The following is a 15,153-nucleotide window of genomic DNA, read 5'->3' as shown; positions in this document are numbered from 1 at the left end:
GCCGCGAGGGTGAGGTTGCACAGCGCCGAGCCCAGCCGGCGGCCGGCGCCGGCGCGCGACGCAACCGGGTCGCCCTCGATCACGACCTGCGCGCCCTCGGCAAGCCCGGCGCGCTCCACCGTCCCGGCGGGCAGCTCGAGCACGCTCTCCGCGTCGGGCACGCGCGGCGAGATGCGCCCCGGGGCGAGACGGGGGAGCGCGCGCACCACGCGCTGGCGCTGGTCGAGGAAGACGGCATCGACGGCGTAGCGCATGCCGAACATGTGGATCTGCCGGCAGGGTCGCAGCCAGAGGCCGTCGCCGGGATCGAGACGCCGGGTGCCGAGGAGCCCCCGGAGCCGCGTCCAGTGCGTGTGCGCGAGGTGCAGCCGCTCGGCGAGCACGGCCCCGCTGGTCGCGACGTGCGCGCGGTGGACGGCTCCCCTCATGGGCGCCCGGGCCGCGCGCTCACTGATTGACGACCAGGTCGACCAGATCCTTCATCCGCAGCATGGCCGGCCCGCCGACCACGATGAAGAGCGCCGGCAGGATGAAGAAGGCGAGGGGGAAGAGCATCTTGACCGGCAGCTTGCGCGCCGCCTCCTCCGCACGCTGCCGCCGCTTGGTGCGCAGCAGGTCGGCGTGCGCGCGCAGCGTCTGCGCCATACTTGCGCCCAGCCGGTCGCTCTGGATGACGAGGCCGGCCAGCGCCTTCAGATCCTCGACGCCGTTGCGGTCGCCCAGCCCGCGCAGCGCGTCCTCGCGCGTCCGCCCGCTGCGCAGCTCGAAGGCGACCTGCGAGAACTCCCTGCCGAGGGCGTCCGCGATGGAGGCCCGCTCCTCGCCGATGCGGGCGATGGTGGCGTTGAGGCCGAGGCCGGCTTCGAGACAGGTGACCATGAGATCGAGCGTGTCGGGAAGCGCGGTCATGATCTCCCGCACGCGCCGCGTGACCTTCGCGCGCAGCCACAGGTTCATCAGCACGTGGCCCCATGCCCACGCGAAGCCAGCCATGAGCAAGGAGTACCCGAGCGGCTTGCCGGAGGAGATGCGGGGCACCAGCACGAGGAGCGCCGGGCCGAAGCTCAGGAGCGTGCGCACGCCGAGGAAGAGCACCACCGCGCGCGGGCCCCGAATGCCCGCGTAGGCGAGCCGCTTGGCGAGCGAGTTCTCGCTCCCCCCGAAGCTGTAGCTGCCGAGCAGGGCAAGCAGGCTTGCCCCCAGACTCGGGGCCTTCTTCCTGGCCTTCGCCCGGGCGTCCAGCTCCGGCACGAGCGTCTTCAAGCGTTGCGCGACCGGCGACTCCGCCGACACCCAGTAGTACCCCGAGACGACGGCGATGGTCACGATCCCGAACGTGAGCAGCGTGAGGATGAGGACGATCACCATGTCACACCTTGATGCGCACGATGCGCTGGATTACGAGGTGACCGAGCGCGATGCTCAAGATCCCGTAGCCCATCATGTAGATGCCGGTCTTGGTCTCGATCATCGGCCTGAAGTACTCGGCGTTGAAGAGAAGCAGGCAGGTGGCCACGAGGAAGGGGAGCGCGGTCAGCACCAGCCCGGAGAGGCGGCCCTGCGCCGTGAGCACCCGCACCTCGCGCAGGAGCTTGAACCGCTCCCGGATGGTGTAGCTGATGTTGTCGAGCACCTCGGCCAGATTGCCGCCCACCTCCTGCGTGATCACCACGCCGGCCGCGAGGATGGGCAGGTTGGGATCTTCCACGCGCTCTATCAGATGCTGGAGCGCCTCGCGGACGGTGAGCCCGAGGCGGATCTCCTCCGCGACCTCGGTGAACTCGCCCGCGATCGGGTCGGGGAACTCTTCCGCCACCACCTGGAGCGCGGAGAGGAACCCGTGTCCCGCCTGCAGCGCAGCGCGGATCAGGTCGAGCCCGTCGGGCAGCTGCTCGGAAAAGAGCGCCAGGCGCTTGCGGCGCAGCTGCAGCACGATCATCAGGGGGGTCAGCCCGGCGATCACGGCCGCCACCACGGCGAAGAGCGGCTTGCCGAGCAGGAACGTGACGAGGAGGAACGCCGCCGCGGCGAGTAGCGGCATGTAGAGCAGCACCTCGCCCACGCGCCGCTTGAGACCCGCCTGCCGGATCACCCGCATCAGGTTCTTCGTGAGGGCGAGCCGCTGCAGGATTGCGTTCAAGAACCCGATGCGCGACAGGCGCTGGTCCTTCAGGACCCCCCCGGACGGTCCGGCGACCGGCGTACCGGTCATGGTGGTCAGGCGGCGGCCGAGCGCCTCCTTGGCTTCCTCACGCTCCTGCGCCCATCCGGAAATCGCGTAGCCGACCAGCGCGAACGCCGCGAACAGGAGCAGCGCGACCATACCGAACATCGGCTCACCTCCCCCCTTCAGCCGAGGTAGTCAAAGATGCGCGGATCGATGTCGTGGCTCGACGCCTTGACCTTCTCCGCGAAGCGCGGGCGGATGCCGGTCGCAACGAACCGGCCGACGATGTTGCCCTGCGCGTCCGTCCCCTCACGCTGATAGGCGAACAGCTCTTGCAGCATCACGGTATCTCCCTCCATCCCCGCCACCTCGGAGACGCTGGTCACCTTGCGCGAGCCGTCGGGCAGGCGCGCGGTGCTGACGATCAGGTCCAGCGCCGAGCTGATCTGCTGCCGCATGGCGCGGTTCGGCAGAGTGAAGCCCGACATCTGCATCATCATCTCGAGCCGGGAGAGCGAGTCGCGCGGCGTGTTGGCGTGGATGGTCGAGATCGACCCGTCGTGGCCCGTGTTCATCGCCTGGAGCATGTCGAGCGATTCCGCGCCGCGGACCTCGCCGACGATGATGCGGTCGGGGCGCATGCGCAGGCAGTTGCGCACGAGGTCGCGCTGCGTCACCTCGCCGCGTCCCTCGATGTTGGGCGGGCGGGTCTCCAGCCGGCACACGTGGGGCTGCTGGAGCTGGAGCTCGGCCGAGTCCTCGATGGTGACGATGCGCTCCTGGTCCGGGATGAACGAGGACAGGCAGTTCAAGAGCGTCGTCTTCCCCGAGCCGGTGCCGCCGGAGATGAGGATGTTGAGCCGCGAGCGCACCATGGCGCGCAGCACCGCCCCCATCTCGGGCGTGAGCGTACCCAGGCGCATCATATCCTCGACCGTGAGCGCGCCGCGGCCGAAGCGACGGATGGAGAGCAGCGGCCCGTCGAGTGCGAGCGGGGGGATGACGGCGTTCACGCGCGAGCCGTCGGGCAGGCGCGCGTCCACCATGGGCGAGCTCTCGTCGATGCGGCGGCCCACCTTCGACACGATGCGATCGATGATCTGCATGAGGTGCTGGTCGTCGCGGAAGATGACCGGTGTGGGCTCGAGCTTGCCGAGCCGCTCGATGTAGACCTGGCGCGAGGTGTTGACCAGGATGTCGGAGATGTCCGGGTCGCGCATGAGCGGCTCGATCGGCCCGAGGCCATAGACCTCGTGCAGGATCTCCTCGGCGAGCCGCTCGCGGTCACGCAGGCTGAGCGGGACCGCCTGCTCCTCGATGAGCATGGCGACCGCGCTCTTCAGCTCCGCGGTGGCCTGGTCCATCTCGACGCGCGCCAGGTTGGTCAGGTCGACACGGTCGAGCAGCTCGCGATGGATGCGGAGCTTCAGGTCCTGGTAGGCCCGGTCGACGGGCGTGAGCCGGCCGGCGGCCGCGAGGCGCGGCGCCGGTTCGCGGCCAGTGGCGGGAACCGGCTTGTTGTTGAGACTCAGGCGGTCTCTCAGCTTCATTTCCGAGCCTCCTTGCTGAACACGCGCTGCAGGAGCCCCTTCGGCTTGAGCGGCAGGGCGACGCCGGCCAGCTTCGCTGCCAGCTCGGCGATCGCGAACGAGAGGGGCGACTGCTTGCCGTTGAGTGGGGTACCGTCGTTCATCGCGCCGCACGCGGCGGCGTCGTCGCGGGGCAACACGAGGAGCGGCTCCTTGCCGAGCGCGCGCACTGCGTCCTGCGGGCTCACGGGACCGGGGATCACGTGCGAGAACACGGGCTCGATCAGCTGGGCAGACACGTTGCCGCGCAGCAACAGCTCGATCATGCGCCGGGCCGCCCGCACCCCCGGCACCGAGAGATCGGTCAGGATGAGGATGTGGTCCGACTGCTCGAGCGCGGCCAGCATGGCGCCGTTCACCGTGCGCGCGGTGTCGACCACCGTGTGGGCGAACTGGGCACGCATGAGCTGAAGCGCCAGCTCGACGTGGTCGTGGCCGACCGCGTCCCCCTCCTCGACCTGTGCGGGCGCCGGCAGCACGAAGACGCCGCGCGGATGACGCGTCAGCGTGCCGGCGAGGAAGATGTCGTCGACCGGGCCCTTCGCTTCGGCGATGGTGGCGATCGAGTTGAGCGGAGTCAGGTTCAAGAACGCCGACACGTCGCCGCGCTGCAGGTCGAGGTCGACGAGCGCGACGTCCGCGCGCGACACGGTGGTGAGCGAGAAGGCCAGGTTGACGGCGAGCGTGGTCGCGCCGAGCCCGCCGCGCGCGCCGCACACGGTGATGACGGTGCCGGCCGTCTGCCCCCGGCTCGCGGCGCTCTTCATGGCGGTCTGGGAGAGCTTGATGAGCGTCTTGCTGAGCTCCTGGGGATTGAGCGGCAGGGAGAGGAAGTCGGCGGCGCCCCCTTCGAGGACGCCGCGGATCATGGAGACGCTCGAGTCGCTGGAGGCGACCACCGTGGTCAGGCGGGGCATCCGCTCGCTGACGCTCTTCAGCAGCGTGAGGCCGGGGTGCACGTCGAAGCCGAGCTCGATGCACGCCACGTGGCAGCGCTCGGTGCGGAGCAGCTCGAGCAGCTCCTTGTAGGCGCAGAAGTGTACCGCGAGGTTGAGCTCGCTGGCGGCCGTCTCCACGATCGGGCGGCTCGCGGAGGAGCCGGGGGCCGCCCAGACGAGCGTGCCCTCGGTGTTCATCTCGTGCGGGGCCATGCGCTTGGTCCGATGTCGAGCTCGCCGCGGGCCCTAGGGCAGCCCCGGGATGCGCGGCCGCGTCACCTCGGCCGGGTCTGCCTTGGTCCGGATGTCCTCGTTCGAGAGCGGCGGGCGGTCGGTCGGAAGCGCCACCTCGGTGCCGGGCTTCATCGGCGCCACCAGGCGCGGGGTCACGACGATCATGAGCTCCGTCACCTCGTCCGAGTACGTGGTGTGACGGAAGAGATACCCGACGACGGGGATGTCCTGGAGGTACGGGACACCGTCGGCAACCTCGTTACGCATGCGCTGCAGTAGGCCACCGATCACGAGGGTCTCCCCGTAGCGCAGGCGCGTGGCGGTGGACGCGCGCCGGGTGCGGAAGGTCGGGATGCCCTCCACCCGGTTGACGAAGTCGGGCTGGCTCACCTCCGGTGAGACCGTCAGCATGATGTCGCCCTCGTCCGAGATGCGCGCGATGAAGTTGACGACGGTGCCGAAGGGCTTGAACACGACGTCGGTGGCGAAGCCGGTCGCGATCCGGATCGGGATCTCGCCGCCCGACTGGATGACGGCGTTCTGCCCGCTCATCGCCAGTAGCTTCGGCTGCGCCAGGATCGTGGCGAGCCCCTCGCTCTGGAGGATCTGGATGACCGCCGTGATGTTTTCGTTGTTCGGCAGGTTGAAGGCGTACGTGGGCCTCTTTGCCGTGGCGTCAAAGGTCCCCAGCGGCAGCGCGCCGCCCCCCATGAAGTAGGCCGATATGAACGAGTTGGCGGCGTTCCGGAAGTCGATGCCATGCTCCTCCATCGCCGTCCGGTTGAGCTCGGCCACGGTGACCTCGAGCAGGATCTGCCGATCGACGAAGTCCGCGATGAACAGCGAGTGGATGTCCGGCGTCTGGCTCCCGTCCCACAGGATGAGGGTCGTCTCCCCGGCCCTGGGCTCGGGCGTGAACGTCTTTGCGGTCAGCTGCCCGACGGTCCGCATTCCACCGCCCTCGGCGCCGCCAACGGGTGGGGGGGCCTCCTTGGCGTTGATCATGATGGTGCGCGGCCCGAGCACCACGATGCCGGCGAGCGAGGGATCACCGATCGACACACGCCGGATGGAGGTCTTCAGCTGGAGCACACGGCTCTTGCCGCTGCGCACCCAGATCGCCTCGCCCGGCTCGAGCATGGCTCCGCCCCGGCTCGGCGGGGCCGCCTCCTGCACCGGAATGGTCTCCTTCTGGACGCCTTCCGAGACGGTGCTCGTGGCACCCGGACGGCCAGACGCCTCGTCGAACTCCTTGGCGACGGGCGCGTTCCTGTTCACGCTGCACGACGAGACGAAGAGCATCGAGGCCGCAACCGCACTGATGGTAGGCCCCGGACGCCAACCCCCCATGAACTCCTCCCTTCTTCCCCTGGTGCCGGTTCGAGTCACGGGACCGGGTTAGAACAGCGGCTGTCGGGTCACCTTTTCCCCCAAGAGGATCTCCACCGAGTAGGGTGTGGGCCCCCTTTCCCGAGCGACCTTGGTCGGGACCTGGGTCGGATGGCCATCCCCCTCGAAGAGTGCCCTGGTGGCGATGCCCGACGTCTTGACGACCTCCTCATCTCGATAGTTTCTGAGTGCGAGGCGAACCGGCTCGAAGCGCGCCGCGAGCGTGAGCCGCTCCGCCTCCTCGGGGGAGACCAGCAGCGTCACGGTGGGCACCTCGACCGGCTTCTCGTCCTTCTGCTCGATGCTCTTGCCCGTCGCGAGCACCTTGACGTTCTGCAGGACCACCTTGCTCTTCTGGTCCTGGTCGCCCTCGGGCTGACCCGCGATCAGGACGTCGACCCGGCTGTTCGGCGTGATGAAGCCGCTCACCCCGGTCACGTTGTCGACCCGGACCGACATACCGCGCCTCCCCTCGGGGATCATGAGCGGCAGCAGGCCGGCGCCCTGGGCGACGATTTGGACCTGCAGGACGGGCTGGTTCCTCTCTATCGTGGTGCGGGCGATGCTGCCTAGAACGTCCTTCGTGGCGCGCAGCGTGCCCTCGGGTTGCGCCTCGACCGGCCACGCGACCAGCTTCACCTGGTTGGCCTCGATGCGGGAGCCGATCGGGATCTGGTCGGCGGCGACCACGACGTCGACCGTCGTACGGTTCCCCGAGTTACGGATCTCAGCGATCTGCTGCTGCAGGTTGCGCACATGCCGGACGACCATGGCGGCCGCCAGCGCCCCCACGAGGATCGCCAGAAGAAAAACGTTGCCGGGCTTCATTTTCCCACCACCCTTCCATCCTCGGGCGCGTGCCGCCCGTCGTTACAGAACCCCTTCCAGGCGCGAGAAATCGAACGCGCTCGAGTCGAGAATCACAAGGTAATCGAGGGCCTGACCCTGTTTCCTTCGACGCCGTGTCATGATCACATGTGTCACGATCAAACCCCCAGGTGTCCCGCCCAGGTGAGCGCGGCGAGCGTCCCCAGGCCGAGGGGCACGCTGTAGGGCAGCGCCACGGCACCCTGGTCGGCAGCCGAGACCCGCAGAGGGTCCAGCGAGCGGGTCAGGGCAGCCACCCGGAACATGGTGGCCGTCGCCATCAACTTCTCGCGCAGGCGCCCCCGCCGCGCCAGGTGCCAAAACATAATGGCCCCGCCCAATATCATACCGGCGCCCAAACCCATAAAGGCAAGCCGCGGCCCGAGCAGGGCTCCGATCGCAGCCATCATCTTCACATCCCCGCCCCCGATCCCGCCCATGGCAAACGGCCAGAGGAGCGCGCCCGTCGTCAGGCCCAGACCCGCCACGCTGTCGAGCAGGCCGGCCGCCCCCTCGTGGGCCGTGTTGAGGGTGATCCCCAGGAGCATCGCCGTGCCGGAGACCGCGTTTGGAATGCGCCGTGTCCGCACGTCGATGGTCACGCATAACGCGACGAAGGCCACTGCGGTGGCGGCGATGAGGGATGACATCATGTCATTTCTCGGCAAAACGATTCTCGGCAAAACGATGACCGGACATGAGGGGGGCGGCGATCCGCCCCCCTCTCACAGCCGGTTCTTCCCGACGTTGTCGGGCCTCGGCTCAGGAACTCTGAGCACTGTCGATCACGCTCTGGGCCTTGCTCCAGAGTGTGCCGACGTCCTTGGCGATCACGATCGCCGCCGCGGCGGCAATGGTACCGATGACCGCGAGTGCGATGCCGTACTCGGCCAGATCCTGGCCGGCCTCATCGGCGGCCAATTTCTTCACCAGCGCTGTCATGTTTCCTCCTTTCTGGGGTCGCCCCCGAGTTCGCTGCCACGGGTCTCGCTGCGCGTCGGCCCGTTGGAGCACACATGAACGCCACTTCATCACCGATGCCTGGTCTCTCAGGAGCTGCTGCTCTGAGCGCTGTCGATCACACTCTGGGCCTTGCTCCAGAGCGTGCCGACGTCCTTGGCCATGATCACCGCTGCGATCCCGGCCAGAATGCTGATAGTCGCCAAGGCGATCCCGTACTCCGCGAGATCCTGGGCGGTCTCCTCGCACGTCAACCTCTGGAGAAGCTGCACCATCCTTCCCCCTCTCTTGCTGCGCCTCGGGAGGACCGGACCGGTCCAATCCCTGGTGCGCGACTCGCACGCCAACCGCTCAGCTCTCAGCATGGGGAATTCCATCCGCGCTCCAGGCGCGAGGCTTAGGTGCAACTTCGGTGCCCATTTCATCCTCCGAAAGGTGGATGTTCTGATGTTGTGGTCCTTGCACGGGCGCGCTGTCTCCTTCTTTAGTTGCATCCTCGCATGACTGCCCCTGGTTTGAAAAGACTTTTGGGGGGTCGCGCAAGCGGTCGGGGGGGATCCTGGCTAGCTACGGAGACATCACGGTATTTTTTTCTTGTTTGACCGTGGGTTACCCCACTTCTAACGAGGCGGGTTCGAAGCCCTCTCGGGGGGGTATCCTATTTTTCGGCCCAGGGCGGCCTTCACCGGAACCTGCCTTCAGACGTTGCCCATCCGCACGGGCCCCTGCCCCATCATTGGCAATGGGGGACTCTGCGGGGACCCGCTCACCGCACTGCACGTGCTGGGGGGGACGCTGTCGAGGGCGCCGCGTAGGGAGAGGTCTTGGACGGGCTCCCCGTTACTCGATCGAATGCCCCAACGGGCGCTGGTGGCGTCGATGCCGTGCCGGCTCGGCACACGCTCGGCACCAGCCGCACGCAGCTACCGCCCTCGGAGGATCGCGCTCTGGCGCGCCACGCATGCCCGTTGTCAGCGGGCCCACCTTCAGATGGATCGCCCTCTTACCCCACGCCTGGCGTGTGCGGGCTAGTCGATGCCACGCTGTCGGCGCACCGAGACGCTCAAGCGCACGCTACCGCTTCATGCATCCTCTACAAGGCCGTGCGCAAGCGTCGCAAGCATGACGCCCGCAAAGGCTATCCGCCGCACGACCAAGGGACGGCTAAACCGAGGGGGGGGGCGCCGCTTCACCGGGGCCCGGCGTCCCGCTTGGCCGTGAGGAGTTCGCGCGCGCGGGCTGCGATGACGGCCACCAGGGGCCCCATCTTGGGCGGCGACGCCTCCAGGTCCGGGGGGACGCCGTACGCTTCGAGCGTCTCCGTGCACACCGGGCCGACCGACGCAACCACGACCCGCGCGAGGCCGCGGCGCAGGCTCTCGGGGTCGCCAGCGCGGAAGAGATGCTCCACGTGGGCGGAGTTCGTGAACAGCGCGATGTCCACCTCACCGCGCGCCAGGGCTGCCGCCGCTGCCTCGAGCGGACCCACATCCTCGGGGAGGGCCCAGCGGTAGACCGGCACGCTGAGGACGCGGAACCCGCGCTGGGTGAGGCCTTCCACCAGTCCGGGCACCGGCGCCCCATACTCCTGCACGGCTGCGAGCCCGCCGCGCGGCAGATCCAGCCCGTCGACCACCGCCAGCACCTGCCGCCACGTGAAGGGCTCGGGCACCGGGTGGGCGCCCGGAACACCCAGCTCGCGCAGGGCGGCCAGCGGCTTCGGGCCGCGCGCTACGATCCGGGTGCGCGCGAGGAGCGCGCCCAGGTGCGGGCAGGCCTCGGCCACCGCCCGCGCCAGCGCCCGCGTGCCGACCCCGGTCAGCAAAACGACCAGGTCGACCTCGCCCGCCTCGAGCCCGCGTACCAGCTCGAGCGCCTCAGGGCGAACCCCGAGCGACGTTTCCCGTAGCGCGGGCGCGCAGCGTACCTCCGCCCCGTGCCGGGCGAGCATGGCGGCGAGCTCGTCGGCGCGGCGTGCCTCGAAGCTCAGCACGCGGAGTCGGTCGAGCGTCCCGGGTCCCACGGCCTCACACCCCCGGCACCGCGGGCAAGGCCCCGAGGGCACGCGAGTTCCCCGTCCCTTCGGCGCCGGTGCGACCGAGGGCGACCGACAAGATCAACAAGGCAACGAAGCCGGCGGGCTGCACTGCCGTCATGACGGCCGCCACCGGAGGAGCGACGCCACCGCGCCACCCCATCCAGACGAGTATCACGCGCGTCAGCAGCAGGTTCGCCAGTGGGAGCACGAACGACGAGGCGACGATGGCGACGAGAGCGGCACGCCTGAGCCTGGAGCGTAGGAGGACGACGACCTGCGGGAGGGCCAGGACAGGATACGTGTACCAGACGTTTGGCAGACCGACCAGGATAGCCGCGGGACCTGCTTCCGGCGCCATGCGCGCGAGGGACACGAACGCGAAACCGGAGAAAGCCAGAGTCAGCGGGATGACCAAGTGCGGAGCGTCTATCACGGGAAGGACGTCGCTCGCGCCGCCGAAGAGGCGCAGGAGTGCGCCGTAAGGGGACACGTTGAGCCCCACGCGAGCGTAATGCGCCGAAACGGAGGGCAACACTTCGAGATAGTAGCGCCAGAAGCCGGACGTGCCGATGGCGGCGAAGCCCACCGCCTGACTCAGGACGAGCACCGCGCCAGCTGCCAGAACGACGCACGGCCGTCGCCGAATGAGAAACGGGACCACCAACAGCACCGGATACAGCTTGATTGCCGCTGCAAGACCCAACCAGAGCCCGGCCGACCAATCTCGCCCGGCCCTGGCAGCCCTCCAGCCGAGCATCGCAAGCGCCAGGATGATCAGCTCGAGCTGGCCGACGAGCAGCAGGTACCAGAGCGGCGGCCACGCCGCGAGGGCGAGCGCTCCCGGTAGCGAGATGCCGAGCCACCGCCCCACGACGATCAGCAACCAGACATTGAAGGCCAGCCAGAGCGGCACGACGACGCGGAAGGGTAGCAGCGTCATGGGAAGGGCCAGCACGGCCAGTACCGGTGGATGGGGGCTCGGATGTGGAAAATTGTCGGTCGCGATCGGGAAGTAGCGGGCCGACAGCTCGTTGAGCGGCGTGAATACGTCGACGCCGTCTCGCAGCGCCTTCGCCGTCAGATACTCGACCTGGATGTCCTTCCAGTATGCCGTCTCGGACAGGCTCGCGAAGAGCAGCAGGCCGAGTGCGAACCCGGCCACGCCGGTCTGCGCCGCCCGAAGGCGTTTCGTGGCCGCGGTCACCCGCGCCTCACGGGGTCGCCTCCGGGAGCGTTCTCAGCGAATGCCATCGACATCCTGAACGGGCCGCCGCGGACTCGGGGTGCGAAGCGCGCCGGCGCAAGGCACAGAGCCGGCGCGCGGGCCCGGCCGCGACGGCCACTGCTTCTCTTCTCGACCCGGACCTGTCAAGAGTCAGGAGAGCAGTGGACCGCTGCTCCCCATGTCGAACGCGGATCGCGCATCGTGCGCCCGGACGCTGGTCATCCCGATGTATCGGGAGGCGGCGCGCATCGCCGGGACCATTCGCACCCTCGCGGCCTCCTCCCTCAACGATCCTGGCACCGACATCATCCTGGTCGACGACGCCAGCGACGACGACACGGGCGCGGTAGCCCGTGCCGCTCTCGCGGCCACAGCGTTGAAGGCGTCGATCCTTCGCCTGGAGCGCAACCAGGGCAAGGGAGGAGCTGTGCGCGTAGGCGTGCTCGCCTCGGCGGGCCGCGTGGTCGCCTTCTCCGACGCCGATCTCTCGGCCGGCGTCACGGAGATCGCGAAGTGCTTCGCGGTGGTCGAGAGCGGGCGCGCTCAGGTGGTGTGCTCGTCGCGGGCCATGGCCACCAGCGTCATTCCGGTGCGACAGCCCCGGCTGCGGGAGCTCTCGGGCAAGGCGTTCAACCTCGCGCTCCGGTTCCTCGGCCTGACCCGCTTCCGCGACACGCAGTGCGGCCTCAAGGTGTTCACGCGCGAGGCCGCCCTTCGCCTGTTCGAGCAGCTCTCCGTCACCGGCTTCGCATTCGACGTCGAGCTCTTGCTGCTCGCCGAGGACCTTGGCCTGCGGGTCGAGGAGGTGCCCGTCGAGTGGCGGCACGTGGAGGAGAGCCGCGTCCGTCCCATGCGCGACGGCCTCGCCATGCTGCGTGATGCCCTGCGCATTCGGCTCGCCCGGGGCACGCGCAGCCGAAGGCTGCCGGCCGTAGCGCGCGACGAGACGCTCGCCTCCGCGGCGACCCCGGAGCGCGATCACGAGCGCCTTCGGGTGAAGCGTTAGCGGCATGAGGGGAGGCGCGGACCGCCGCCATCACCGCGCACCGTCGGCCTTGCGGCAGACGTGACCGGCCCCCGGCTCGCCGCCAAGGCGCGGAGGACGGTCCGGGCGCTGCTGCGCCTCGCGCCGCTCACGATCACCGGCTTCATGCAGTTCAGCTGGTTCGGGAGCCTGGCCGTGTCCCCGGACCCGTATGCCATCGTACGGCGCGACTGGCACCAGTTCTTCCAGACCGGACATCAGCTCGTGGCCGGGGACCTGAGCGCGATCTACCCGCGCACGTTCGAGAGCGGCTACTTCTGGCTGTACCCGCCATACTGCATCTACCTGACGGCGCCGCTGGGCATGCTGCCGGAATGGTGGGCCTACGCTCTCTGCGTCGTCGTCGAGGTCCTCGCGGTCGCCGGTGCCCTCGCGTTGCTCCGGGCCACGCTCCCCGCACGCGGCGAGGATCACACCACCGCGGCGATCGTCATCCTCGCCAGCATGCCGTTCAACACCAGCGTCGTCATCGGCCAGATCAGTGGCATGCTGTCCCTGATCCTTGCCGCCAGCCTGTGGGCGTGGCGCCGGCGCCGCACGCTCGTGGCCGGGCTGCTTCTCTCGCTGCTGTTCATCAAGCCGAACCTCGCCATCTTCTTCGTGGCGGCGAGCCTGCTGGCACGCCAGTGGCGGGTGCTGGCCGGCATGGGCCTGGGAGGCGCGACGATGGTGCTCGCCTCGCTGCCCCTCGGTCTGGAGCGCTGGCACGAGTACGTGCACACCTCGCGCGACTACGTGAGCGTCGTCCAGAACAAGACCCTGATGTGGAAGCAGCTCACCCTGTACGCCTTCTGGCGCACCGCGACCGGCGGTACGAGCTCTGACCTCGCGGTCGTGGCGCCATGGCTCGCGAGCGTCGCCGTCGTGCTCGGGGTGACCATGCTCGCATGGTGGCGCAGGCGTGACTCGGAGGCCGCTCTCCCGCGCCTCTTCGGCCTGACGGTCCTTCTCGCGGTCAGCGCCAACATGTACGTCTACTTCTACGACGGCCTCGTGCTCCTCGTCCCGGGTATCGTCTGGTGGGTGCTGCGCGACGAGTATCGGTCGCGCTGGCGCCACACGCTCATCGGCGCCTGTCTGCTCGGGATCTTCGTCGTCGGCTACCTGAGGATCTTCCTCACCTCCGAAGGGATCAACTGGGCGGGCGCGCTGATCGCGATCTGGCTCGTATGCGAGGCGGTCGACCTACTCGCACGAACCGATGAGACGACGTATCGCCTGACAGCGACCCCGACCAGCACGGCATCACGGTCGCCCCGGTGACCGAGCCGTGACCTGGAAGGACGCTCCTCCGATCACGCGGGCGTTCCTGGCGCTGACCGGCTCCATCTTCGCGGTACGCGTGGCGCTCGCCCGGCAGTACCTCCTGACCACGGGGATTCAGGCCTCGGTTCCCCTCCGCGACCACTTCTTCCCCTGGGTGCTCAGGGAGCCTTCCCTCCTGGCAGCCGCCTACTTCGCGCCGTTCTGCAGCGAGCTGCCGGTGCTGCTTCGACCCTCGGAGCGCCGCATGCGCCGCCACGCAATCATGGTGACGCTGTGCGCAGGCATCCTGCTCGTCCACCAGGCCAGCTACTTCTTCGCCACCTGGGTCGTCGTGTTCTGGGCGGGATTGTTCCTCATGTGGATGGCGGGCAGCGCACTCGACGAGCCGCAGCGCGCGTGCAGCAACGGCCCACTGCTGGCTCAGGCGCTCATCAGCTTCTGGTTCCTCGGAGGAGCGGTCGGAAAATGGACGGCGGCGTACTGGGCGGGCGAACCATTCTACGATCTGTTCTTCGCCCACCATCCCTACGTGGTGTACGCGCTGCTGCGGGTCTGGGTCGATGCAGGCGCGCTTCGCGCCATCGCGACGTGGGTCAGTCGGTCGGTGGTGGTGATCGAGACCGCCATGGTGTTCACGGTCTTCCTGCCCGCACGTACCGCGTCGGCCATCACCATCGTCGTCGCTCTCGGCATGTGGCTGTCCGCCGGGGATCTGTTCGACGTTGCATGGCCCATCATCGGGACCGCGCTGGCGGGCCGGATCCTGAGCGGAGCCACGCCGCCCCCCGCGACCCCATGAAATGCAGACCGGTCCTCATGGAGAAGGGTGTCTGCTAATGCCCGTCGCCGAGCGGCGGGCGGCCGCTCCGTCCAGCGGTGCGGGCTCGGCCCGGGGGCGACTCCCGATCGTGGACTTCATCGCGGCGAACGCCGAGAAGCCAGACCGGGCAGCCCTGTTCCTTCTGTCCGCGGTCCTGTTTTTCGCCTGCTTCATCCTGCTACTCCCGCTGAGCGAGACAGTGCGGCGGGCGGGGCTACGGCGCTTCCAGCTGACGGGATGGCCGCTTGCCGCGTGGATGCTGTTTCAGCCTGCCCCGTCGATGTACAACTTCGAGAACCGGTGGGAGGTCGTCCGCACCCACGCGGACGGGGCGTGCCCTCGGACGACCAACGGATTCGTCAACCACCATGTTTACAACCGCATCGCGCTCTTCAACTGTCGCGTGCGCTTCCGCCAGTGTCCCCTGCCTGCGTGGGTGCACTTCCGGAGCGCCTACAGGGGCACGGTGGTCGAGACGACGTATCGCCTGGACAGCGGCCCCGACCAGCACGGCATCACGGTCACCCCAGTGACCGAGAGGTGACCTGGAAGCACGCCACTCCCGGTCACGCGGGCCTTCCTGGCGCTGGCCGGAGGCATCGACTCGAGCCCCGT

The 15,153-nt window shown here is 68.8% G+C and carries 15 protein-coding genes and 1 pseudogene; 4 read left to right on the top strand and 12 right to left on the bottom strand.

Translation table 11 applies throughout. The annotated features are described in order from the left end of the window. Positions 1-116: 116 nt before the first annotated feature. The 12 genes and pseudogenes from E6J59_12825 to E6J59_12770 form a co-directional block, all read right to left on the bottom strand. Positions 117-428 (bottom strand): annotated as a pseudogene (locus E6J59_12825) (DUF192 domain-containing protein). A gap of 19 nt (positions 429-447) precedes the next feature. After that, on the bottom strand, positions 448-1,368 hold the full coding sequence (locus E6J59_12820) for a type II secretion system F family protein (protein TMB19142.1): 921 nt from the start codon (positions 1,366-1,368) through the stop codon (positions 448-450). Position 1,369: 1 nt separating this feature from the next. Beyond that, a complete protein-coding gene (locus tag E6J59_12815; protein ID TMB19141.1) occupies positions 1,370-2,332 on the bottom strand; it encodes a hypothetical protein in 963 nt (320 codons plus the stop codon). A 17-nt stretch (positions 2,333-2,349) separates the two neighbouring features. After that, positions 2,350-3,717, bottom strand: a complete 1,368-nt coding sequence (locus E6J59_12810; GenBank protein TMB19140.1) for a CpaF family protein — start codon at positions 3,715-3,717, stop codon at positions 2,350-2,352. Beyond that, positions 3,714-4,907 carry a response regulator gene (locus E6J59_12805; GenBank protein TMB19139.1) on the bottom strand — a complete coding sequence of 398 codons (1,194 nt, stop codon included), beginning with the start codon at positions 4,905-4,907 and terminating at the stop codon, positions 3,714-3,716. The genes E6J59_12810 and E6J59_12805 overlap by 4 nt, the downstream gene beginning before the upstream one ends. Positions 4,908-4,940: 33 nt before the next feature. Further along, positions 4,941-6,278, bottom strand: coding sequence for a hypothetical protein (locus E6J59_12800; GenBank protein TMB19138.1), 1,338 nt, complete (start codon positions 6,276-6,278; stop codon positions 4,941-4,943). A gap of 48 nt (positions 6,279-6,326) precedes the next feature. Further along, entirely contained in the window at positions 6,327-7,145 is an 819-nt protein-coding gene (gene cpaB, locus E6J59_12795) for a Flp pilus assembly protein CpaB (GenBank protein ID TMB19137.1), read from the bottom strand. Between the two features lie 158 nt (positions 7,146-7,303). Continuing rightward, a complete protein-coding gene (locus tag E6J59_12790; protein TMB19136.1) occupies positions 7,304-7,837 on the bottom strand; it encodes a prepilin peptidase in 534 nt (177 codons plus the stop codon). 109 nt (positions 7,838-7,946) lie between these two features. Then, the gene (locus tag E6J59_12785; protein TMB19135.1) at positions 7,947-8,126 is read right to left on the bottom strand and encodes a Flp family type IVb pilin; all 180 of its coding nucleotides are present in this window, start codon (positions 8,124-8,126) and stop codon (positions 7,947-7,949) included. A gap of 107 nt (positions 8,127-8,233) precedes the next feature. Next, positions 8,234-8,419 carry a hypothetical protein gene (locus E6J59_12780; GenBank protein ID TMB19134.1) on the bottom strand — a complete coding sequence of 62 codons (186 nt, stop codon included), beginning with the start codon at positions 8,417-8,419 and terminating at the stop codon, positions 8,234-8,236. Between the two features lie 914 nt (positions 8,420-9,333). Next, a complete protein-coding gene (locus tag E6J59_12775; protein ID TMB19153.1) occupies positions 9,334-10,095 on the bottom strand; it encodes a uroporphyrinogen-III synthase in 762 nt (253 codons plus the stop codon). Positions 10,096-10,171: 76 nt separating this feature from the next. Further along, complete coding sequence (locus E6J59_12770; protein ID TMB19133.1) at positions 10,172-11,386, bottom strand: DUF2029 domain-containing protein; 1,215 nt, start codon at positions 11,384-11,386, stop codon at positions 10,172-10,174. 199 nt (positions 11,387-11,585) lie between these two features. On the opposite strand from E6J59_12770, the gene E6J59_12765 reads away from it, so the two are divergent. The 4 genes from E6J59_12765 to E6J59_12750 all read left to right on the top strand — a co-directional run bounded on the left by E6J59_12765 (position 11,586) and on the right by E6J59_12750 (position 15,082). After that, positions 11,586-12,413, top strand: coding sequence for a glycosyltransferase (locus E6J59_12765; GenBank protein TMB19132.1), 828 nt, complete (start codon positions 11,586-11,588; stop codon positions 12,411-12,413). Positions 12,414-12,473: 60 nt separating this feature from the next. Further along, on the top strand, positions 12,474-13,715 hold the full coding sequence (locus tag E6J59_12760) for a DUF2029 domain-containing protein (GenBank protein TMB19131.1): 1,242 nt from the start codon (positions 12,474-12,476) through the stop codon (positions 13,713-13,715). Positions 13,716-13,722: 7 nt separating this feature from the next. Next, positions 13,723-14,517 (top strand): hypothetical protein, encoded by a 795-nt coding sequence (locus tag E6J59_12755; GenBank protein ID TMB19130.1) that lies wholly within the window; start codon positions 13,723-13,725, stop codon positions 14,515-14,517. A 109-nt stretch (positions 14,518-14,626) separates the two neighbouring features. Further along, complete coding sequence (locus E6J59_12750; GenBank protein TMB19129.1) at positions 14,627-15,082, top strand: hypothetical protein; 456 nt, start codon at positions 14,627-14,629, stop codon at positions 15,080-15,082. The last annotated feature ends 71 nt before the right edge of the window (positions 15,083-15,153 follow it).

This window comes from Deltaproteobacteria bacterium (assembly GCA_005879795.1).
Taxonomy (GTDB): domain Bacteria; phylum Desulfobacterota; class Binatia; order DP-6; family DP-6; genus DP-6.
This window is presented reverse-complemented; position numbering and strand designations above follow the sequence as displayed.